At 63.3% G+C, this 18,227-nt stretch carries 16 protein-coding genes; 4 read left to right on the top strand and 12 right to left on the bottom strand.

Translation table 11 applies throughout. The features are described from left to right. Positions 1–10: 10 nt before the first annotated feature. From IAE40_RS21235 to IAE40_RS21205, 7 genes are all read right to left on the bottom strand, one after another. A complete protein-coding gene (locus tag IAE40_RS21235; protein WP_054893481.1) occupies positions 11–937 on the bottom strand; it encodes an ABC transporter permease subunit in 927 nt (308 codons plus the stop codon). A gap of 10 nt (positions 938–947) precedes the next feature. Further along, positions 948–1,958, bottom strand: coding sequence for an ABC transporter permease subunit (locus IAE40_RS21230; protein WP_054893480.1), 1,011 nt, complete (start codon positions 1,956–1,958; stop codon positions 948–950). A 72-nt stretch (positions 1,959–2,030) separates the two neighbouring features. Continuing rightward, a complete protein-coding gene (locus IAE40_RS21225) occupies positions 2,031–3,626 on the bottom strand; it encodes an ABC transporter substrate-binding protein (RefSeq protein WP_200603812.1) in 1,596 nt (531 codons plus the stop codon). A 69-nt stretch (positions 3,627–3,695) separates the two neighbouring features. Next, positions 3,696–5,075, bottom strand: coding sequence for an OprD family porin (locus tag IAE40_RS21220; RefSeq protein WP_054893478.1), 1,380 nt, complete (start codon positions 5,073–5,075; stop codon positions 3,696–3,698). A 159-nt stretch (positions 5,076–5,234) separates the two neighbouring features. Continuing rightward, a complete protein-coding gene (locus IAE40_RS21215; RefSeq protein WP_197893487.1) occupies positions 5,235–6,827 on the bottom strand; it encodes an ABC transporter substrate-binding protein in 1,593 nt (530 codons plus the stop codon). Between the two features lie 204 nt (positions 6,828–7,031). Then, on the bottom strand, positions 7,032–8,657 hold the full coding sequence (locus tag IAE40_RS21210) for an ABC transporter substrate-binding protein (protein WP_200603811.1): 1,626 nt from the start codon (positions 8,655–8,657) through the stop codon (positions 7,032–7,034). A gap of 373 nt (positions 8,658–9,030) precedes the next feature. Beyond that, positions 9,031–9,744 (bottom strand): SIMPL domain-containing protein, encoded by a 714-nt coding sequence (locus IAE40_RS21205; protein WP_063543138.1) that lies wholly within the window; start codon positions 9,742–9,744, stop codon positions 9,031–9,033. Between the two features lie 199 nt (positions 9,745–9,943). On the opposite strand from IAE40_RS21205, the gene IAE40_RS21200 reads away from it, so the two are divergent. Beyond that, the gene (locus IAE40_RS21200; RefSeq protein ID WP_197893488.1) at positions 9,944–11,203 is read left to right on the top strand and encodes an ATP-binding protein; all 1,260 of its coding nucleotides are present in this window, start codon (positions 9,944–9,946) and stop codon (positions 11,201–11,203) included. Next, positions 11,200–11,760 (top strand): response regulator transcription factor, encoded by a 561-nt coding sequence (locus tag IAE40_RS21195; protein WP_054894408.1) that lies wholly within the window; start codon positions 11,200–11,202, stop codon positions 11,758–11,760. Before IAE40_RS21200 ends, IAE40_RS21195 begins: the two co-directional genes overlap by 4 nt. A 58-nt stretch (positions 11,761–11,818) precedes the next feature. On the opposite strand, the gene IAE40_RS21190 is transcribed toward IAE40_RS21195, so the two are convergent. Together IAE40_RS21190 and IAE40_RS21185 are read right to left on the bottom strand one after the other, a co-directional pair. Next, entirely contained in the window at positions 11,819–12,007 is a 189-nt protein-coding gene (locus tag IAE40_RS21190; RefSeq protein WP_153772681.1) for a hypothetical protein, read from the bottom strand. Positions 12,008–12,021: 14 nt separating this feature from the next. Next, positions 12,022–13,647 (bottom strand): phospholipase, encoded by a 1,626-nt coding sequence (locus tag IAE40_RS21185; protein ID WP_200603810.1) that lies wholly within the window; start codon positions 13,645–13,647, stop codon positions 12,022–12,024. Positions 13,648–13,837: 190 nt separating this feature from the next. Here IAE40_RS21185 and IAE40_RS21180 point away from each other — a divergent pair, with 190 nt between their 5' ends. Next, positions 13,838–14,779, top strand: a complete 942-nt coding sequence (locus tag IAE40_RS21180) for an AEC family transporter (protein WP_054894405.1) — start codon at positions 13,838–13,840, stop codon at positions 14,777–14,779. 52 nt (positions 14,780–14,831) lie between these two features. Further along, complete coding sequence (locus IAE40_RS21175) at positions 14,832–16,193, top strand: amino acid permease (RefSeq protein ID WP_063543144.1); 1,362 nt, start codon at positions 14,832–14,834, stop codon at positions 16,191–16,193. Positions 16,194–16,300: 107 nt separating this feature from the next. On the opposite strand, the gene IAE40_RS21170 is transcribed toward IAE40_RS21175, so the two are convergent. Genes IAE40_RS21170 through IAE40_RS21160 form a run of 3 tightly spaced genes read right to left on the bottom strand, consistent with a single transcriptional unit; the run spans position 16,301 to position 18,164 of the window. Next, the gene (locus IAE40_RS21170) at positions 16,301–16,675 is read right to left on the bottom strand and encodes a carboxymuconolactone decarboxylase family protein (protein ID WP_054894403.1); all 375 of its coding nucleotides are present in this window, start codon (positions 16,673–16,675) and stop codon (positions 16,301–16,303) included. 10 nt (positions 16,676–16,685) lie between these two features. Then, a complete protein-coding gene (locus IAE40_RS21165; protein WP_153772676.1) occupies positions 16,686–17,729 on the bottom strand; it encodes a calcium/sodium antiporter in 1,044 nt (347 codons plus the stop codon). A 60-nt stretch (positions 17,730–17,789) separates the two neighbouring features. Then, complete coding sequence (locus IAE40_RS21160) at positions 17,790–18,164, bottom strand: septal ring lytic transglycosylase RlpA family protein (RefSeq protein WP_176717867.1); 375 nt, start codon at positions 18,162–18,164, stop codon at positions 17,790–17,792. Between the last annotated feature and the right edge of the window lie 63 nt (positions 18,165–18,227).

Here is an 18,227-nt window from a genome sequence, read left to right as displayed (position 1 = left end):
GGCGCTCTCCTCAGGCGGCGTTCTTGAGTTTCGGGTCCAGCGCGTCGCGCAGGCCGTCGCCCATCAGGTTGATTGCCAGCACGCTGAGCAGGATCGTCAGGCCAGGCAGGCTCACCACCCACCAGGCGCGCTCGATGTAGTCGCGAGCAGAGGCCAGCATGGTGCCCCACTCAGGCGTGGGCGGCTGGACGCCGAGGCCGAGGAAGCCCAGGGCAGCGGCGTCGAGGATCGCCGAGGAGAAGCTCAAGGTAGCCTGCACGATCAGCGGTGCCATGCAGTTGGGCAGCACGGTGACGAACATCAGGCGTGGCAGGCTGGCACCGGCCAGACGTGCGGCGGTGACGTAGTCACGGTTCAGCTCGCCCATCACCGCGGCGCGGGTCAGGCGTACGTAGGAGGGCAGCGACACCACGGCGATGGCGATCACGGTGTTGATCAGGCCGGGGCCGAGGATGGCGACGATGGCCACGGCCAGCAGCAGCGAAGGCAGGGCCAGCATCACGTCCATCAGGCGCATGATCGACGGGCCGAGCAGACGCGGAAAGAAACCGGCGAACAAGCCCAGCAGGATGCCGGGGATCAGCGACATCACCACCGATGACAGGCCGATCAGCAGCGACAGGCGTGCGCCCTGGATCAGGCGCGAGAGCAGGTCGCGGCCCAGTTCGTCGGTGCCGAGGATGAACTGCCAGGTGCCGCCCTCGAGCCAGACCGGTGGAGTCAGCAGGAAGTCGCGGTATTGCTCGCTGGGGTTGTGTGGCGCGACCCAGGGGGCGAACAGCGCACAGAACACGATCAGGCACATGAAGACCAGGCCTGCTACTGCGCCCTTGTTGCGCGAGAAGGCCTGCCAGAATTCCTTGTACGGGGAGGGGTAGAGCTGGCTGTGGTCGGCGGTTGGGGCCTGGGTCACAGCGTTGGAAGTCGGGTTAGTCATGGCGGAGCCCTCAGCGCTGATGACGGATGCGTGGGTTGGCCAGGCCGTAGAGGATATCCACGACGAAGTTGACCAGGATCACCAGGCAGGCGATCAACAGGATGCCGTTCTGGACCACGGGGTAGTCACGGGCGCCGATGGCTTCGATCAGCCATTTGCCAATGCCCGGCCAGGAGAAGATGGTTTCGGTGAGCACGGCACCGGCGAGCAGTGTGCCGACCTGCAGGCCGAACACCGTCAGGACCGGGATCAGCGCATTGCGCAAGCCGTGCACGAACACCACGCGGGCCGGCGACAGGCCCTTGGCGCGGGCGGTACGGATGTAGTCTTCGCGCAGCACCTCGAGCATCGAGGAACGGGTCATGCGGGCGATCACCGCCAGCGGGATGGTCCCGAGCACGATGGTCGGCAGGATCAGGTGCATGAACGCATCCTTGAACGAGCCTTCATCGCCCACCAGCAGCGTGTCGATCAGCATGAAGCCGGTCACCGGCTCGACGTCGTACAGTGGGTCGATGCGCCCGGACACGGGCGTCCAGCCCATGCTCACCGACGAGAACATGATGAGAATCAGGCCCCACCAGAAAATGGGCATGGAATAGCCGGCGAGCGAGACGCCCATCACCCCATGGTCGAACAACGATCCGCGCTTGAGCGCCGCGATCACCCCGGCCAACAGGCCGAAGACCCCGGCGAAGATCAATGCGCAGAACGCCAACTCCAGCGTCGCGGGGAACAGCGTGGTGAACTCGTTCCACACGCTCTCGCGCGAGCGCAGCGATTCGCCGAGATCGCCCTGGGCGAGCTTGCCGATGTAATCCATGTACTGGGCTGGCAGGGGTTTGTTCAGGCCAAGGCGTTCCATGGCCTGGGCGTGCATTTCAGGGTCGACCCTGCGCTCGCCCATCATCACTTCCACCGGGTCGCCGGGGATCAGGCGTATGAGCGCGAAGGTCAGCAGGGTGATACCGAAGAAGGTCGGTATCAGCAGGCCCAGGCGCCGGGCAATAAAACTCAACATCGTCGGAGGTACCTCATCGGCCGGTCAAGGCAGCCGCCGGCCCTTGCAGAGGCCGGCGGTCATGTTTTTCTTCTACTTCACCTTGGTGGTGGCGAAGTTGTTATTGGTCAGAGGGTTGATGACATATCCCTCTACGTTGTCGCGCATGGCCGTGAACATCTTCGGGTGGGCCATGCTGATCCACGGTTGATCCTCATCGTACACCGCCAGCGCCTCGCTATAGAGCTTGGCACGCTCATCGTTGTCGATGATCTCGCGGGCACGGGTGAGCAGTTCCTGGAACTTAGGGTTGCACCAGCGCGCATAGTTCTCGCCGGTCTTGGCGGCATCACAGCTGAGCATTGGTGTCAGGAAGTTGTCCGGGTCACCGTTGTCGCCGGCCCAGCCGGCGGAGACCAGGTCCGCCTCGCCCTTCTTGGCGCGGCGTAGCATCTCGGCCCACTCCATCACGCGAATGTCGAGCTTGAGCCCGATCCTGGCGAGGTCGGCCTGCAGCATCTCGGCCGACAAACGCGGATTGGGGTTGGTCGGGCCGCCACCGTTGCGGGTGAACAGGGTGATGGCGGTGCCCTCGGGGACGCCGGCTTCCTTGAGCAGGGCGCGGGCCTTGTCGAGGTCGCGCGGCGGGTTCTTGTTGGCGGTGTTGTAGCCGATCATGGTCGGCGGGTAGGGGTTGACCCCGACCAGCGCATTGCCCTTGCCGAACAACTGGTCGACGTGGGTCTGGCGGTCGAAGGCGATGTTGATCGCCTTTCGCACGCGCACGTCGCTCAGGTACTTGTGCTCGGTATTCATGGCGATGTAGCCGGTGACCAGGGCCTCGATCTCGGCGACCTTGAGCTTGGGATCGGTCTTGATCGCCGGGACGTCGTCGGGTTTGGGGTACAGGGCGATCTGGCATTCGTTGGCCCGCAGTTTCTGCAGGCGCACGTTGTTGTCGGTGGCGATGGCGAACACCAGCGTGTCGCTGGGCGGCTTGCCGCGGAAGTAGTCGGGGTTGGCCTTGAAGCGGACCTGGGCGTCCTTGTTGTAGCGCTGGAACACGAATGGCCCGGTGCCGATCGGCTTGCTGTTCAGGTCGCCGGTCTTGCCGGCCTTGAGCAACTGGTCGCCGTATTCGGCGGAGTAGATCGAGGTGAAGGCCATGGCCAGGTCGCGCAGGAACGGCGCTTCCGGGCGGGTAAGGGTGATCACCACGGTGTGGTCGTCGGTCTTGCTCACCGACTTGAGCAGTTGCCCGAAGGCCATGCTCTCGAAATAGGGGTAGCCGACGCTGGTCTTGTCGTGCCACGGATGCTTGGCATCGAACTGACGGTTCAGGCTCCACAGCACGTCATCGGCATTGAAGTCGCGGGTGGGGGTGAAGTAGTCGGTGGTGTGGAACTTCACACCCTGGCGCAGGTGGAAGGTGTAGGTCAGGCCGTCGGCGCTGATTTCCCAGCTGTCGGCCAGGGCCGGCTGGATATCGGTGGTGCCGGGCTTGAAGTCGACCAGGCGGTTGAACACGGTTTCGGCCGAGGCGTCGGCGGTGACCGCGGTGGTGTACTGGACGATATCGAAACCTTCGGGGCTGGCTTCGGTGCACACCACCAGGGGCTTGGCCGCGAGGTTGCCGGCAGCGCCCAGGATGACCGCTGCCAGGGCAGCGCGTAGCGGTAGCGATTTCATGGAACCTCCCTGCGAATGACTCCAGCGTAGACGTCACGGCCCGGATAGCCCGGGCCGTGACGTTGGCGGTCAGAGAATGTTGAACGGAATGGTGGTGACGATGCGCAGCTCGTCCAGGCTGCCATCGGCCTGGGCCTTGCTGGCGCGGTGAGCGGTATAGGTGGCGCGGATGCTGGTGTCCTTCAGCATGCCGCTCTGCACCGCATAGCTGGTGCCGATGCCCCACTCGTAGTGGGTCTCGCCATCCATGCCACGCACGTCGTAGGCGGTACCGCGATAGTGGGTACCGTCGATGCCCCAGCCGCGGGCGTTGTACAGGTTGAACTTCAGGCCTGGTACGCCGTACTGGGCCATGTTCAGCACGTAGGAAATCTGCAGGGATTTCTCGTTCGGGCCGTTGAAGTCCGACAGCAGGGAGTTGGCCAGGTAGATACCGTTGGTTTCGTGCAGGTAGTCGAAGTACTCGTTGCCGTTGACCTGCTGCCAGGAGGCGGTGAGCGTGTGCGCCTGGTGGGTGAGGCCGAACGACAGGCTGTAGGTATCGTTGTCGATATCGCCCATCTTCTTGCTGCCGGCATCGACCGTCTTGTAGTAGTTCAGGCCGGTGGTCAGGCTCAGCACCGCGCTGTCGCCCAACACGTGGTTGGCGCCGAAGTAGTACTGGTTCCAGAAGTCGTCGACCTTGGTGGCGTACAGGCTGGTGGTCAGGCTCTTGAACGGCTGGTAGTTGATACCGGCGGTGCTGGCACGGTCGGTTTCCACGCCGGTGGCGCTGTACTCGGTGCGGAACTTGCTCAGGCTCTGCTCGGTACGCGGCGAGACGCGGTCGAAGGTGCCGATGTCGAACGACAGGTTGTCGAACTCGGCGCTGTGCAACGCCACGCCCTGGAAGCTCGAAGGCAGGGCACGGTTGCCGATGTAGGCGATCATCGGCGTGTCCAGGGACTGGCGGCCGACGGTGAGGGTGGTGTTGGAGATGCGCGCCTTGACGTTGGCCAGGCCCGCCTTGCTCCACTGGCCGACAGGGTCGCCATCGCTATGGGTCAGGGTGCGGTTGTTCGGCCCGGCAATCGCTGCGCGACCACGCTCGAGGGCGATGGCGTTGTAGGCGGCGACTTCGGTGGCGAAGCCCACGGTGCCCTGAGTAAAGCCCGAGCTGTAGTTGAGGATGGTGCCCTGTACCCAGTTGTCACGGCTGTGGGTGTCGTGGCGGGTGCCGTCGCTCTTGTAGTACTTCCACAGCGGCGCACGGGTGGCGCGTTCGCGGGCGTACCAGTTGCGGGTGCTGCCGGAAAGGCTCTGGCCTTCGAAGAAGCCCGAGGCGTCGGCCTGCTCGCTGCCCGACTTGAGGCTCAGCGGGTAGAAGTCCTGGCTGACAGGTTCTGCCTGGGCGGCGGCGCAGAAGGCGCCGATGGACAGGGCCAGCGCGGTTTTGGTGGTTCGTTTCAAGGTTAAAGCTCCCTTTCTATTCTTATATCTGTGGCCCGATCTTGTGGGTCGGGCTTGGCTCGGTGACGCGGTACTGCGGGTGTTCACCTGGGATTGCCAGGCAAATCCGGGCTGCACGCGGTCGCGGGAGTGGGGCACTCCCGGTCTGGCGATACAGGGTCAATCGATGCTGACGCCGGAGAAAACGTTGCGTCCGAAGGGGCTGACCTTGAAGTCTTTCACACTGATGCTGAGAGGTTGGTTGACCGTCGAATGGGCCACCGGGGTAATCGGTACCTGCTGCTTGAGGCGTTGCTGGGCCTGCTGGTAGAGATGGGTGCGCTGTTCGCGGTCGGTGACCTGCTTGGCCTTCTTGACCAGTTCGTCGTACTGGCTGTCGCACCACTGCGAGTAGTTGTTGCTGCCAATGGCATCACAACTGAACAGGGTTCCAAGCCAGTTGTCCGGGTCGCCGTTGTCACCGGTCCAACCGATCAGGGCGATGTCGTGTTCGCCATTTTTCATGCGCTTGAGGTATTCGCCCCATTCGTAGCTGACGATACGGACCTTGAAGCCGAGCTTGCTCCAGTCGGCCTGGAGCATTTCGGCCATGAGCTTGGCATTGGGGTTGTAAGGGCGTTGCACCGGCATGGCCCAGAGGGTGATTTCCGTGCCTGGCTTGACCCCGGCCTGCTCCAGCAACTGCTTGGCCTTTTGCGGATCGAACGGCGCGTCCTTGAGCGTATCGTCGTAGGACCATTGGGTGGGCGGCATGGCGTTGACTGCCGTTTGCCCGGCGTCCTGGTAGACCGCCTGGATGATCGCCTGCTTGTTGACCGCCATGTCCATCGCCTGGCGCACTTCAAGTCGATCGAACGGTGGGTGCTGGGTGTTGTAGGCGATGTAGCCGAGGTTGAAGCCGGGCTGCGTCATGACCTGCAGCTTGCTGTCCTGCTTGAGCGCAGGGAGATCGGCCGGGCGTGGGTGAAGGGTGACCTGGCACTCGTTGCGGCGCAGCTTCTGGATGCGCACCGAAGGGTCGATGTTGATCGAGAACACCAGGTTGTCGATCTTCACCCGGTCAGGCGCCCAGTAGTCCTTGTTGCCCTTGAAGCGGATCTGCGAGTCCTTCTGGTAGCGCTGGAACACGAACGGGCCGGTGCCGATCGGCTTCTGGTTGATGTCGCTGGGCCTGCCGCTGGCCAGCAGGTGCTCGGCGTATTCGGCGGAGAGTATGGAGGCGAAGGCCATGGCGATGTTCTGGATGAACGCGGCATCGACCTTGTTGAGGGTGAAGGCCACCGTGAGCGGGTCGGTTTTCTCGACCTTGGCGATGTTCTTGTCCAGGCCCATGCTGATGAAGTAGGGGAACTCGGTCGGGTAGGCCGTGCGGAACGGATGGTCCTTGTCGAGCATGCGGTTGAAGGTGAACAGCACGTCGTCGGCGTTGAAGTCGCGGGTGGGCTTGAAGTCCTTGTTGTGGTGGAACTTCACCCCGGGCCGCAGGTGGAAGGTGTAGCGCAGGCCGTCTTCGGAGACCTGCCAGTCGGTGGCCAGGCCTGGCTGCACAGCGGTGCCCCCACGCTCGAACTCGACCAGGCGGTTGTAGATCGGTTCGGCGGCATCGTTGTCGGTGGCCGAGGTGTATTGAGCGGTGTCGAAGCCCGCCGGGCTGCCTTCGGAGCAGAACACCAGGTTATTGGCCTGGGCAGGGAGGGCCTGGCTGAGCAGTCCCAGACCCAGCACGGTGCCGAGCAGTGTGGTATGGCGCATGGCGATCCTTTCCTCATCTGTTTGCGCTGCCGCACACTGAACGGGCGGCAACAGAAGCCCGTTCCTGACGTTAGCGGCATCAGGAAGGGCGAGACAGGTAATGAATATGTCTAGTGGCGTAAGAAATTTCGGAAGTTTGCCGAGAAATTTCGGCGCCCCGCCGTGCTCACGCCAGCCCCGACAGATGACGGGGCTGGCTGGGCGCTATTTCCCCACGCTTACGCCATAGAAGGAGTTCAGTCCGAACGGGCTGATCTTGAAGTCCTTCACTTTCGCACTCATCGGCTGATAGACAGTTGAGTGGGCGATAGGGGTCATCGGCACCTGCTCCTTGATGATGTGCTGCGCCTGCTTGTACAGCTCGGTGCGCTTGGCCTGGTCGGAGGTGGCCTTGGCCTGCTTGATGATGTCGTCGTACGGCTTGTAGCACCACTTGGAGAAGTTGTTGCCCTCCAGTGCGTCGCAACCGAACAGGGTGCCGAGCCAGTTGTCCGGGTCACCGTTGTCGCCGCTCCAGCCGATCAGCATGGCGCCGTTTTCGCCGCCCTTGGAGCGCTTGATGTACTCGCCCCATTCGTAGCTGACGATCTTGGCCTTGATGCCGATCTTGGACCAGTCCGATTGCAGCATCTCGGCCATCAGCTTGGCGTTGGGGTTGTAGGGGCGTTGCACCGGCATGGCCCACAGGGTGATCTCGGTGCCCTCCTTGACGCCGGCCTCCTTGAGCAACTGCCTGGCTTTCTCCGGATCGTACTTGGCGTCCTTGATGGTGGTGTCGTAGGACCACTGGGTCGGTGGCATGGCATTGACTGCCAGCTGGCCGGCACCCTGGTACACCGAATCGATGATCTGCTGCTTGTTCACCGCCATGTCCAGCGCCTCGCGCACCTTGAGCTGGGCCATGGGGTTGGGCTCGTTGCTCCCCTTGATCTTGTCCATCACGTTGTAGGCGATGTAGCCGAGGTTGAAGCCGGCCTGCTCAGGCATCTGCAGCTTCGGATCCTTCTTCAGCGGCTCGATGTCGGCCGGACGCGGGAACAGGGTGACCTGGCACTCGTCGCGCTTGAGCTTCTGCATGCGCACCGAGGCGTCGGTGCTGATGGCGAAGACCAGGTTGTCGATCTTCACGTCGTCCGGTTTCCAGTAGTCCTTGTTGCCCTTGTAGCGGATCAGCGCGTCCTTCTGGTACCTGTTGAACACGAACGGGCCGGTGCCGATCGGCTTCTGGTTGATGTCGGCGGCCTTGCCCTGCTTGAGCAGCTGGTCGGCGTACTCGGCGGACTGGATCGAGGCGAAGCTCATCGCCAGGTTCTGGATGAACGCGGCGTCCACTTCGTTGAGGGTGAAGCGTACGGTGTGTTCGTCGACCTTCTCGAGCTTGGCGATGTTCTTGTCCATGCCCATGTCGGTGAAGTACGGGAATTCGGTGGGGTAGGCCTTGCGGAACGGCATGTCCTTGTCGAGCATGCGGTTGAAGGTGAACAGCACGTCGTCGGCGTTGAATTCGCGGCTTGGCTTGAAGTAGTCGGTGGTGTGGAACTTGACCCCTTCACGCAGGTGGAAGGTGTAGGTCTTGCCGTCGTCGGAAACGTCCCATTTGGTGGCCAGGCCGGGGACGACGGCGGTGCCGCCACGCTCGAACTGGGTCAGGCGGTTGAAGATCGTTTCGGCCGAGGCGTCGAAGTCGGTTCCGGTGGTGTATTGGCCCGGGTCGAAACCGGCGGGGCTGCCTTCGGAGCAGAACACCAGGTTGGACGCGGCGAGGGCGGCAGGGGCGCCAGCCAGCAGGCCTGCGCCTACCAGGAACGGAATGACTGCGTGTTTGAGCATGGTGGCCTCATTGTTGTCATTTTTGATTTGAGGTGGCCTCGTGAGCCGACCTGCGGATACTTATGCAGGGGGTGTACCCATTGCAACACTCAACAGGATAGTCGGCGCCAGAAATGTGGCACGGTCGTACATGGATGTCGCATTCATGTAAATTTTGCGTAGGTTGAACGTTTGCGCAAGAAAAAAGCTGGCATTTTGCGACATGTTTCGAAGCGTTGAGGGGTGTAGGATGCACTTTAAGGGTGCGTAGGAATATTCATCTGAAGAGCTGCGGTAAGGGCTTCGCCGCTGTCATTGCGACAGGTGCGGCGAGATGGGAGGGAAGGGGCCGTCCTGGCGGCGGCCCCGGTCGCTCAGTCGAGCGCAGCCGCGATCACGGCATCTGTACTTCGATCAGCCCGTCGGCATTCATGCTGACTTCGCTGGTGCCCGCTTCGATATCCGGCGAGGCCGCTTCATCCGCAGCCATGGCTTTCATCGCCATCGGTGCGCTGCGCATGTAAGGTCGCGGGTAGCCGCTGCTGTTGAGGTTCAGGCTGACCACTTTGTAGCCTTTGCCGCCGAGGGCCTCGGTGGCCAGTTGGGCGCGGGCCTTGAAGGCGTTGACTGCATCCTTGAGCAGCTCGTCTTCACTGGCCTTGCGGGTGGCCGGGGCGATGGAGAAATCCATGCCGCCCATCTTCAGCTCCTGCAGCAGTTCACCGGTGAGCTTGGACAGGGCTGGGAAGTCGGCGCTTTCCAGGCGCAGTTCGGCGCGCTCGCGCCAGCCGGTGATCTTCTGGCCCTTGGTGTCGTAGACCGGATAGCTGTTACGGCTGCCTTGGCTGATCTTCACGTCCTTGACTTCGCGGGCCTGCTGGACCGCCTTGTTCATGGTCTCGGTGATCTGCTTGGCGAGCTTGCCCGGGTCGGTGTTCTGCGCTTCGCTGTAAAGGGTGACGACCATCAGGTCGCGGGCCACTTCCTTGCTGACCTCGGCGCGCAGCGAAACCTGGTTGTAGCGTGGCTCGTCTGCGGCCAGGGCCGGCAGGCTGGCGAGCATGCCACAAGACAGGACGAACGCGGCGCTGCGACGGGAAATGTGCATGTATGACTCCTTCAAATAGAAAGCGTGGGGATGATGTCCATTCCACGCATGGCCAATCAGACCGAAAACAGTGTAGTGGGTTCAACAATGCCATCATGACTTTGTGACAGAGTGTGGCGCTTTGCCGCATTGCTGCAGCGGGGGCCATGGCTTCGGTATACTCCAGCCGATTGTCCTGGAGCACTCATCAGGAGAGCTCATGCTCGCCCCCGCACACCCAATGTCCGCCACTCGCCAGAACCTCTGGCGCCTGACCATCATTCGCATCCTGGTCCTGGCCGCCCAGGCCGGCTCCGTGGGCGTGGCCTACTGGACCGAGCTGCTGCCGCTGCCATGGCTGTCGCTGGTGGCAACCCTGGCGCTATCGTCGCTGCTGTGTGCCTTCACCGCCTTGCGGCTGCGCCTGACCTTGCCGGTCACGGAGATGGAGTACGCCCTGCAATTGGCCTGTGACCTGCTGATCCACAGTGCCTTGCTGTACTACTCGGGGGGCTCGACCAACCCCTTCGTGTCCTATTACCTGGTGCCGCTGGCGATTGCTGCCGTGACCCTGCCGTGGATCTATTCACTGGTGTTGTCGGGCATTGCGCTGGTCGCCTACAGCCTGCTGCTGGTGCAGTTCTACCCGCTGGAGACGCTGCCGCTGGCGCGCGACACCATGCAGGTGTATGGCATGTGGCTGAGCATCGCCCTGGCCGCTGCTGTCATTACCTTCTTCGCCGCGCGCATGGCCGAAGAGCTGCGCCGCCAGGAGCAGATGCGTGCCGAGCGGCGCGAGGAAAGCCTGCGCGATGAACAGTTGCTGGCCGTGGCCACCCAGGCCGCTGGGGCCGCCCACGAGCTGGGCACGCCGTTGGCGACCATGAGCGTGCTGATCAACGAGATGCGCCAGGACCATACCGATCCGCAGTTGCAGGAAGACCTTGCGGTACTGCAGGACCAGGTCAAGCTGTGCAAGCAGACGCTGCAGCAACTGGTGCGTGCTGCCGAAGCCAACCGACGCATGAATGTGCAGGAGCAGGAGGTCACCGCCTGGCTCGACGAGGCGCTCAACCGCTGGCACCTGATGCGCCCTGAAGCCAGTTACCGCTTCCAGCGCCTGCGCGATGGCGAGGTGCCGCGGCTGATTCCGCCACCCGACCTCACCCAGGCGCTGCTCAACCTGCTGAACAACGCCGCCGATGCCTGTCCGAATGACCTCGAAGTGCGTCTGGACTGGGATGCACAGGATATCCTGATCAGCATCCGCGACCATGGCGCCGGCGTACCGGTGGCCATCGCCGAGGCGATCGGCAAACCTTTCTTTACCACCAAGGGCAAAGGCTTCGGCTTGGGCCTGTTCCTGAGCAAGGCCAGCGTGACCCGCGCGGGGGGCTCGGTGAAACTCTATAGTCATGAAGAGGGCGGCACCCTGACCGAGCTGCGCCTGCCCTATGGCAAGCGAGGAGATGAACGATGAGCGACGAGAACCAGATCGAAGGCGAAGAGCTGCCGCATCTGCTGCTGGTGGATGATGACGCCACCTTTACCCGGGTGATGGCCCGTGCCATGAGCCGCCGCGGTTTTCGGGTGAGCACCGCCGCCAGCGCCGAAGAGGGATTGATCCTGGCCCAGCAGGACTTGCCGGACTACGCCACGCTGGACTTGAAGATGGAGGGCGACTCGGGTCTGGTCCTGTTGCCCAAGCTGCTGGAACTGGACCCGGAGATGCGTGTGCTGATCCTGACCGGCTATTCGAGCATCGCCACTGCGGTTGAGGCGATCAAGCGCGGTGCTTGCAACTACCTGTGCAAGCCGGCCGACGCCGACGATGTGCTGGCGGCGCTGCTGTCCGAACATGCCGACCTCGATACCCTGGTGCCGGAAAACCCGATGTCGGTGGACCGCCTGCAGTGGGAACACATCCAGCGCGTGTTGACCGAGCACGAGGGCAATATCTCCGCCACGGCGCGGGCGCTGGGCATGCACCGGCGCACCTTGCAGCGCAAGCTGCAGAAGCGCCCGGTGCGGCGCTGATCCATCGGTAGACCGCGGCGTCTGCTCCGACTTGCCCGTGAAGCAGGCGCCGCGAAGATCAGCCCCCGATCACTGCCCGATCCATTCGCACCGCCAGCGCACCTGTGCCTGGCTCGACCGCGAACGACACCTCTCCATCCCGCCCCACCTGCGCCCGCCCGACCACTTGCCCATCGCGCAGCAACTCCAGCGGCATCCCTTGCAGCGACTGGCCTGAAGCCAGTTCCAGTTTGATCCTGATGTTCATCGGTGACCTCCTTGTCACGCGTTACGGTCGATATAGGTGGTGGCCTGTCCGTCGAGGCGAGCGATCAGCTCTGGTGCGCCATCGCGAAACTGGCGGAACAGGTTGCGCCCACGGCGTTGGGCATCGAGCGGTAGTTGCACGGTCGGGTGGAACTGCTCGCCCAGCTCGCTATAGGGATTCCAAGGGCCGATATAGGATTCGTTGATGCCATCGTCGACACTGAATGCATAGCGCACGGCGTTACCCCGACGCCAGTTCAGGCCATCCGGCTCGCGGCGTTGCCAACCGTTGGCAACGATGGCTGGCGAGGCTGTCGGGGCATCGATGAAGCCCGTCGGGCGGTTGGGCTTGTAGTCCTTGAGCAGCAGGTAAGTGCTCCAGCCCCACCAATCACGGGTGTACTGGCCGTCGTTGAGGTCGGCCACATTCTTGCGCCGCAGCACTGTCGAGTCTTGCTGGCGGTAGAGCGGAGCGAAATTGCCGGGCACCAGGTCCTGTTCGGCGGCCTGCAGGTCCGGTGTCAGGCGCGGGGCGGCGTACTGCTCCGGCGACGTGGCCTGCCCCTTGTCGAAGGCTTGGAACACTTCGTCGGCCGAACGCTGTACCGCGCGGCTGACCTGGCGTCGGTTAGTCACATCGACGCTGTCGAAATAACGCTTGTCGCCATAGGCCCGCCATTGCTCGCCTTCGGCATTGCGTACGCGCAGGCCATACTTGCTGTCCTCGTCGTGCATGAAGCGCGACACCAGCGAGCCGATATCGCTCGGCGTGACCGTGTCGGCCAGGGCCTTGCGCGGTACGCGCAAATGGCCGGCGGAGAACAGGTCGGTAAGGAAGTGGTCGGCGAAGGCGTTCATGGCATAGGCCAGTTGCAGGTCGCGTTCGTCGCCGCTGTCACGGGCGCGCAGTGCCTGCTGCAGTGCAGCGCCGTGGCCGGCCTGGTAAGCCAGCAGGGCCGACCGGCCGAAATGGTCCCAGTTGCTGGCGGCCAGTTTCAGGTAGCGGCCCAGTGGCAGTAGATCCGAAGCCACGCTGCCGCCTCCGGTGATGCGATTCCAGCGCGCCGACAGGCTGTCGCCCAGTGCGTCATAGGCTTCATGGGGTTGACGTCCGTCGTTGATGGCGCGATTGGCCGCCGAGATCTCTTCCTGCATGACCGCCAGAATGTCCTGGGCTTCGGCACGGGAGGCGGGCAGGCGGGCCAAGGAGTCGAAAGCCTGGAGGAAACGTTCGATGCGTTCGGCGGGTGTTGCTCCATCGGCGATGGGGCGTTCGGGCACACCATAGAAGTCACCGCCCAGAGCCACCACCTGGCCGTAGGTCAGGCTCAGGCCATTGGGCAACGGCAGAGGTGACTGGTGCGCCACGACCGGCGGTTGGTTGGCGGCAAAACGCAGCAGGACGTTGTCGCCGATGGCGGTGTGCTCGCCGCCTTCGAAGCGCAATTCGGGCCCGGTGAGCTTAGGTGCTTGGAGTGGCGGCAGGCGGTGATATTTGACGGTGTGATGGCCGTCCACTACCAGCACCAGATGCGTGTGCGCCCCCTCCAGAGGAACGCCCTCAGGGTCGAACAAGCGGTCGAGATCCGCGACCGACAGATGGGCCTGGCCGGTTGCCGGCAGTGATTGCATTTCTGACATTGTTTGCTCCATGCGATGTCTGAAAAATTCCAATTAACTGTACGTATATACAGTTGTTTTGATAATAAGGTGGAAATTTCCTACGTCAAGATCTGTTTGTGGACAGATCCTTCATCCATGGCGGACGCAATCACCTGGCACTGACGTATGATTAGCCCCCTATCGGCAACCTTCTCCAGGATCGCGCGCAATGCTCGCCCTTCTTATCCAGACGTTGAACATCACGGCTCCGGTTTTCGCCATGCTGTTCATGGGCGTGCTCCTCAAGCGCATCCGCTTGATCGACGACAACTTCATCAAGGTCGCGTCCTCGCTGGTGTTCAACACCTGCATGCCGGCGCTGCTGTTCCTGGGTATCTATCACGCCGACCTGTCGACGGCGGTCAAGCCCGGGGTCATCCTCTACTTCATCCTCGCGACTCTGGTGTGCTTTGCGCTCTCCTGGGGGCTGGCGATCTGGCGCAGCCCGCCAGAGGACCGCGGCATCTACACGCAAGGTGCGTTTCGCGGCAACAACGGAGTGATCGGCCTGGCGCTGGCGGCCAGCCTCTATGGCGACTACGGGATTTCCCTCGGTGCGGTACTCGCCGGGCTGGTGATCCTGCTCTACAACTCGCTGTCGACGGTGGTGTTGGCGGTGTACAGCCCGAGCTTGAAATCCGACCCGTGGAGCCTGTGCAAGAGCATCTTCAGCAACCCGCTGATCATCAGCGTGCTGGCAGCGACGCCCATGGCGTATGGGCAGGTGCCCCTGCCCAACTGGTTGCTGACCTCGGGCGACTACCTGGCGCAGATGACCCTGCCACTGGCGCTGATCTGCATCGGCGGCACCCTGTCGCTGGCGGCCCTGCGCGACAGCGGCAAGCTCGCGGTGGATGCCAGCCTGGTGAAGATGGTCTGGCTGCCGCTGGTGGCCACCTTGGGCGCCTGGCTGTGCGGGTTTCGCGGCGCGGAGCTGGGGATCCTGTTTCTCTACATTGGCAGCCCGACGGCGGCAGCCAGTTATGTCATGGCCCGCGCGGCCAATGGCAATCACGAGCTGGCTGCGTCTATCATCGTGATCACGACGCTAATGGCGGCGATCACCACCAATATCGGCATATTCATCTTGCAATGGGGCGGGTGGATCTAGATGCTGGCCGCCACAACACAACAACACTGCCTCCTGAACTAAAGGACACTTCATGCAAGACCAGAGCACGCCCGCGGGGTTGCAACGCGGGCTGAAGAATCGCCATATCCAGTTGATTGCGCTGGGCGGTGCCATCGGCACCGGCCTGTTCCTGGGGATCGCCCAAACCATCCAGTTGGCCGGCCCTTCGGTACTGCTGGGCTATGCGATCGCTGGCCTGATGGCTTTCCTGATCATGCGCCAGCTGGGTGAAATGGTGGTCGAGGAGCCGGTTGCCGGCAGCTTCAGCCACTTCGCCCATCAATACTGGAGCGAGTTCGCCGGCTTCGTCTCGGGGTGGAACTACTGGGTCGTCTACGTATTGGTTGGCATGGCCGAACTGACGGCCGTAGGTATCTACGTGCAGTACTGGTGGCCGGAGTTTCCGACCTGGGCCACGGCGGCGATCTTCTTCGTGGTGATCAACGCCATCAACCTGACCCAGGTGAAGGTCTACGGTGAGATGGAGTTCTGGTTCGCCCTGGTCAAGGTAGTGGCGATCGTCAGCATGATCGGCTTCGGCGCCTGGCTGCTGGGCAGCGGTCATGGTGGCCCGGATGCCAGCGTGGCCAACCTGTGGCAGTACGGTGGCTTCTTCCCCAATGGCATCACCGGGCTGATCATGGCGCTGGCGGTGATCATGTTCTCCTTTGGCGGCCTGGAGTTGGTAGGTATCACCGCTGCCGAGGCGGACAATCCGCGCCAGAGCATCCCCAAGGCCACCAACCAGGTGGTCTACCGCATCCTGATCTTCTATATCGGCGCGCTTGCCGTGCTGCTGGCGCTGTACCCGTGGCAGAAGGTGGTGCAGGGCGGTAGCCCGTTCGTGATGATCTTCCATGAGCTGGACAGCGACGTGGTCGCCACCGTGCTCAACGTCGTGGTGCTGACCGCCGCACTGTCGGTCTACAACAGCTGCGTCTACGCCAACAGCCGCATGCTGTTCGGCCTGGCCAGCCAGGGCGATGCGCCGCGCCAGTTGCTCAAGGTCAGCCGCAGCGGTGTGCCGTTGGTGGCGCTGGGCGTTTCGGCGCTGGCGACCGGTTTGTGCGTGGTGATCAACTACCTGATGCCGGGTGAGGCGTTCGGTTTGCTGATGGCTCTGGCGGTATCGGCGCTGGTGATCAACTGGGCGAGCATCAGCATCACCCACCTGAAGTTCCGCAAGGCCAAGCTGGCGGCGGGCATCACGCCGTTCTACCGCAGTTGGGGGCATCCGCTGACCAACTACCTGTGCCTGGCGTTCATTGCACTGATCCTGGTGGTGATGTACCTCACCCCACCAGTGCGCATCTCGGTGATGCTGATTCCGCTGTGGATCGCTGCGCTGTGGGTGGCATTCCGGGTGAAGAAGGCGCGTCAGGCCAAGGGATGAATCTGCGCTGATGCGTCGCTCTTTTCGCGGGTAAACCCGCTCCCACAGGGTCCGTGCAGCGGCGTGCCTGTGAGGGCGGGTTTACCCGCGAAGAGGCCGGTGCGACCTCAGGCCTGGTAACTGTCGATCACTTCCTGTGCCGCGCGGAACGCATCGATCGCCGCCGGGACCCCTGCGTACACTGCGCAATGCAGCAGCGCCTCCCGAATCTCCTCCACCGTGCAGCCGTTGTTCAGTGCCCCGCGCACATGGCCCTTGAGCTCCTGTGGGCACTTCAGTGCGGTCAGCGCCGCCAGGGTGATCAGGCTGCGAGTCTTCAATGGCAGCCCCTCGCGGGACCAGACGCTGCCCCAGGCATGCTCGTTGACGAAGTCCTGCAGGGGCTGGGTGAATTCGGTGGCATTGCCCAGGGCGCGATCCACGAAAGCGTCCCCCATCACCTGGCGCCGAACCTGCTCACCGGCGTTCTTGTTGTCGGTCATTGCGTTTTCCTCAGTGTTGGCGGCGCCAGGCGCGAAGCGTGGTGTATAGCAGTACCACCGCCAGCACCGGCATGACGTAGAACAGCATGAGGCGCTCCAGGCGCCCGGCCAGTGGCATGCCGGTGGTGAAGGCCACCACGTGCAGACCGTAAGCCAGGTAGAGCGCGAGGAACACCAGCCCTTCGGCGCGGGTGATCCGGTAGCCGGAATAAAACACGGGCAGGCTAAGGACGGCGACCCCGAGCATCACCGGCAGGTCGAACGCCAGGGCGTTGGGTGAGATGGTCAGCGGTTCGGGCGTGGTCAAGGCAGTCAGCCCCAGCACTGCCAGGAGGTTGAACAGGTTGCTGCCGATCACCGTACCCACGGCGATCTCGCGCTCGCCACGCAGGGCGGCGATCAGCGCGGCGGCCAGTTCCGGTAGCGAAGTGCAGACCGCGACCACGGTCAGGCCGATGATCCGCTCGGACAGGCCCAGGTCGGTGGCGACCTCGACCGCCGCCTCCAGCAGCAAGTGCCCGCCGAGGCTGAGTAGCACCAGCCCGAACAGGGTCTGCAGCACCACGGTACTCCAGAAGCGGCCCGGGCTGCGGCGAGCGGCGTCGGGCGCAGGATAGGTGCGGGAATAGTGGCGGGACTGATGCCAGAGCATGCCCAGGTAGCCCAGCAGGCCCAGCAGCAACAGCGCGCCCTCGAGCCTGCCCAGTTCGCCGTTGGCCGCCAGCAGGTAGACCACTGCACTGGCCGCGATCATCAACGGGATGTCCAGGCGTACCAGTTGCCGCGAAACGCGCAGCGGGATGATCAGCGCAGCAAGCCCGAGGATCACCAGCACATTGAAGATATTGCTGCCGATCACACTGCCCACCGCCACGTCCGGCGCGCCCTGGTAGGCCGCCTGCAGGCTGACTGTCAGTTGTGGCGCGGTACTGCCGAAGGCCACCAGGCTCAGGCCGATGATCAGCGGCCGCACGTGCAGGCGCGTGGCCAGGCGCAGGGCGGCGCGTACCAGCAGTTCGGCGCCGATGACCAACAGCACCAGGCCCAGGCCCAGTTGCAGGAGGCTGAAGGTGGGGAGGGTGGCGAGGTCGAAAATGGCAGGGCTCCAGTCAGGTCAGTCGCTCAGACCTTGTACCCGGACTCGCGCCGTTCCGCTACGGAGCATGCCGATTTTTTCTGCGGCAGCGCGTGACAGGTCGATCAGTCGGCCACGGGTATGGGGGCCGCGGTCGTTGATACGCACCACCACGCTGCGCTGGTTGGACAGGTTGGTCACCAGTACTTGGCTGCCGAACGGCAGGGTGCGATGGGCGGCGGTGAGGCCGTGCTGGTTGAAGGCTTCGCCGCTGGCGGTGCGTTTACCGTGGTGGCGGGAGCCGTAGTAGGAGGCGGTGCCGGTTTCGTCGTAGCCGCGTGGGTCGATGTCATGGCTGGCACAGCCGGCCAAGGCAGAGAAAAGAGCCAGGGCGGTGAGGTTTTTTTTCAGCAAGGCAGGTGCTCTCCGGTGCTTCCATTCGCGGGCAAGTCGGAGCGCCGAACCGCCGCTCCGACT

Origin of the sequence: Pseudomonas sp. S44 (assembly GCF_016624805.1) — a bacterium.
Classification (GTDB): Bacteria; Pseudomonadota; Gammaproteobacteria; order Pseudomonadales; family Pseudomonadaceae; genus Aquipseudomonas; species Aquipseudomonas machongensis.
This window is presented reverse-complemented; position numbering and strand designations above follow the sequence as displayed.

Bases quoted from the DNA above. Each gene is read 5' to 3' on its own strand.
- IAE40_RS21175 (WP_063543144.1), top strand. From the start codon at position 14,832: ATGCAAGACCAGAGCACGCCCGCGGGGTTGCAACGCGGGCTGAAGAAT.
- IAE40_RS21205 (WP_063543138.1), bottom strand. From the start codon at position 9,744: ATGCACATTTCCCGTCGCAGCGCCGCGTTCGTCCTGTCTTGTGGCATG.
- IAE40_RS21225 (WP_200603812.1), bottom strand. From the start codon at position 3,626: ATGAAATCGCTACCGCTACGCGCTGCCCTGGCAGCGGTCATCCTGGGC.
- IAE40_RS21185 (WP_200603810.1), bottom strand. From the start codon at position 13,647: ATGTCAGAAATGCAATCACTGCCGGCAACCGGCCAGGCCCATCTGTCG.
- IAE40_RS21190 (WP_153772681.1), bottom strand. From the start codon at position 12,007: ATGAACATCAGGATCAAACTGGAACTGGCTTCAGGCCAGTCGCTGCAA.
- IAE40_RS21215 (WP_197893487.1), bottom strand. From the start codon at position 6,827: ATGCGCCATACCACACTGCTCGGCACCGTGCTGGGTCTGGGACTGCTC.
- IAE40_RS21170 (WP_054894403.1), bottom strand. From the start codon at position 16,675: ATGACCGACAACAAGAACGCCGGTGAGCAGGTTCGGCGCCAGGTGATG.
- IAE40_RS21230 (WP_054893480.1), bottom strand. From the start codon at position 1,958: ATGTTGAGTTTTATTGCCCGGCGCCTGGGCCTGCTGATACCGACCTTC.
- IAE40_RS21200 (WP_197893488.1), top strand. From the start codon at position 9,944: ATGCTCGCCCCCGCACACCCAATGTCCGCCACTCGCCAGAACCTCTGG.
- IAE40_RS21180 (WP_054894405.1), top strand. From the start codon at position 13,838: ATGCTCGCCCTTCTTATCCAGACGTTGAACATCACGGCTCCGGTTTTC.
- IAE40_RS21235 (WP_054893481.1), bottom strand. From the start codon at position 937: ATGACTAACCCGACTTCCAACGCTGTGACCCAGGCCCCAACCGCCGAC.
- IAE40_RS21195 (WP_054894408.1), top strand. From the start codon at position 11,200: ATGAGCGACGAGAACCAGATCGAAGGCGAAGAGCTGCCGCATCTGCTG.
- IAE40_RS21210 (WP_200603811.1), bottom strand. From the start codon at position 8,657: ATGCTCAAACACGCAGTCATTCCGTTCCTGGTAGGCGCAGGCCTGCTG.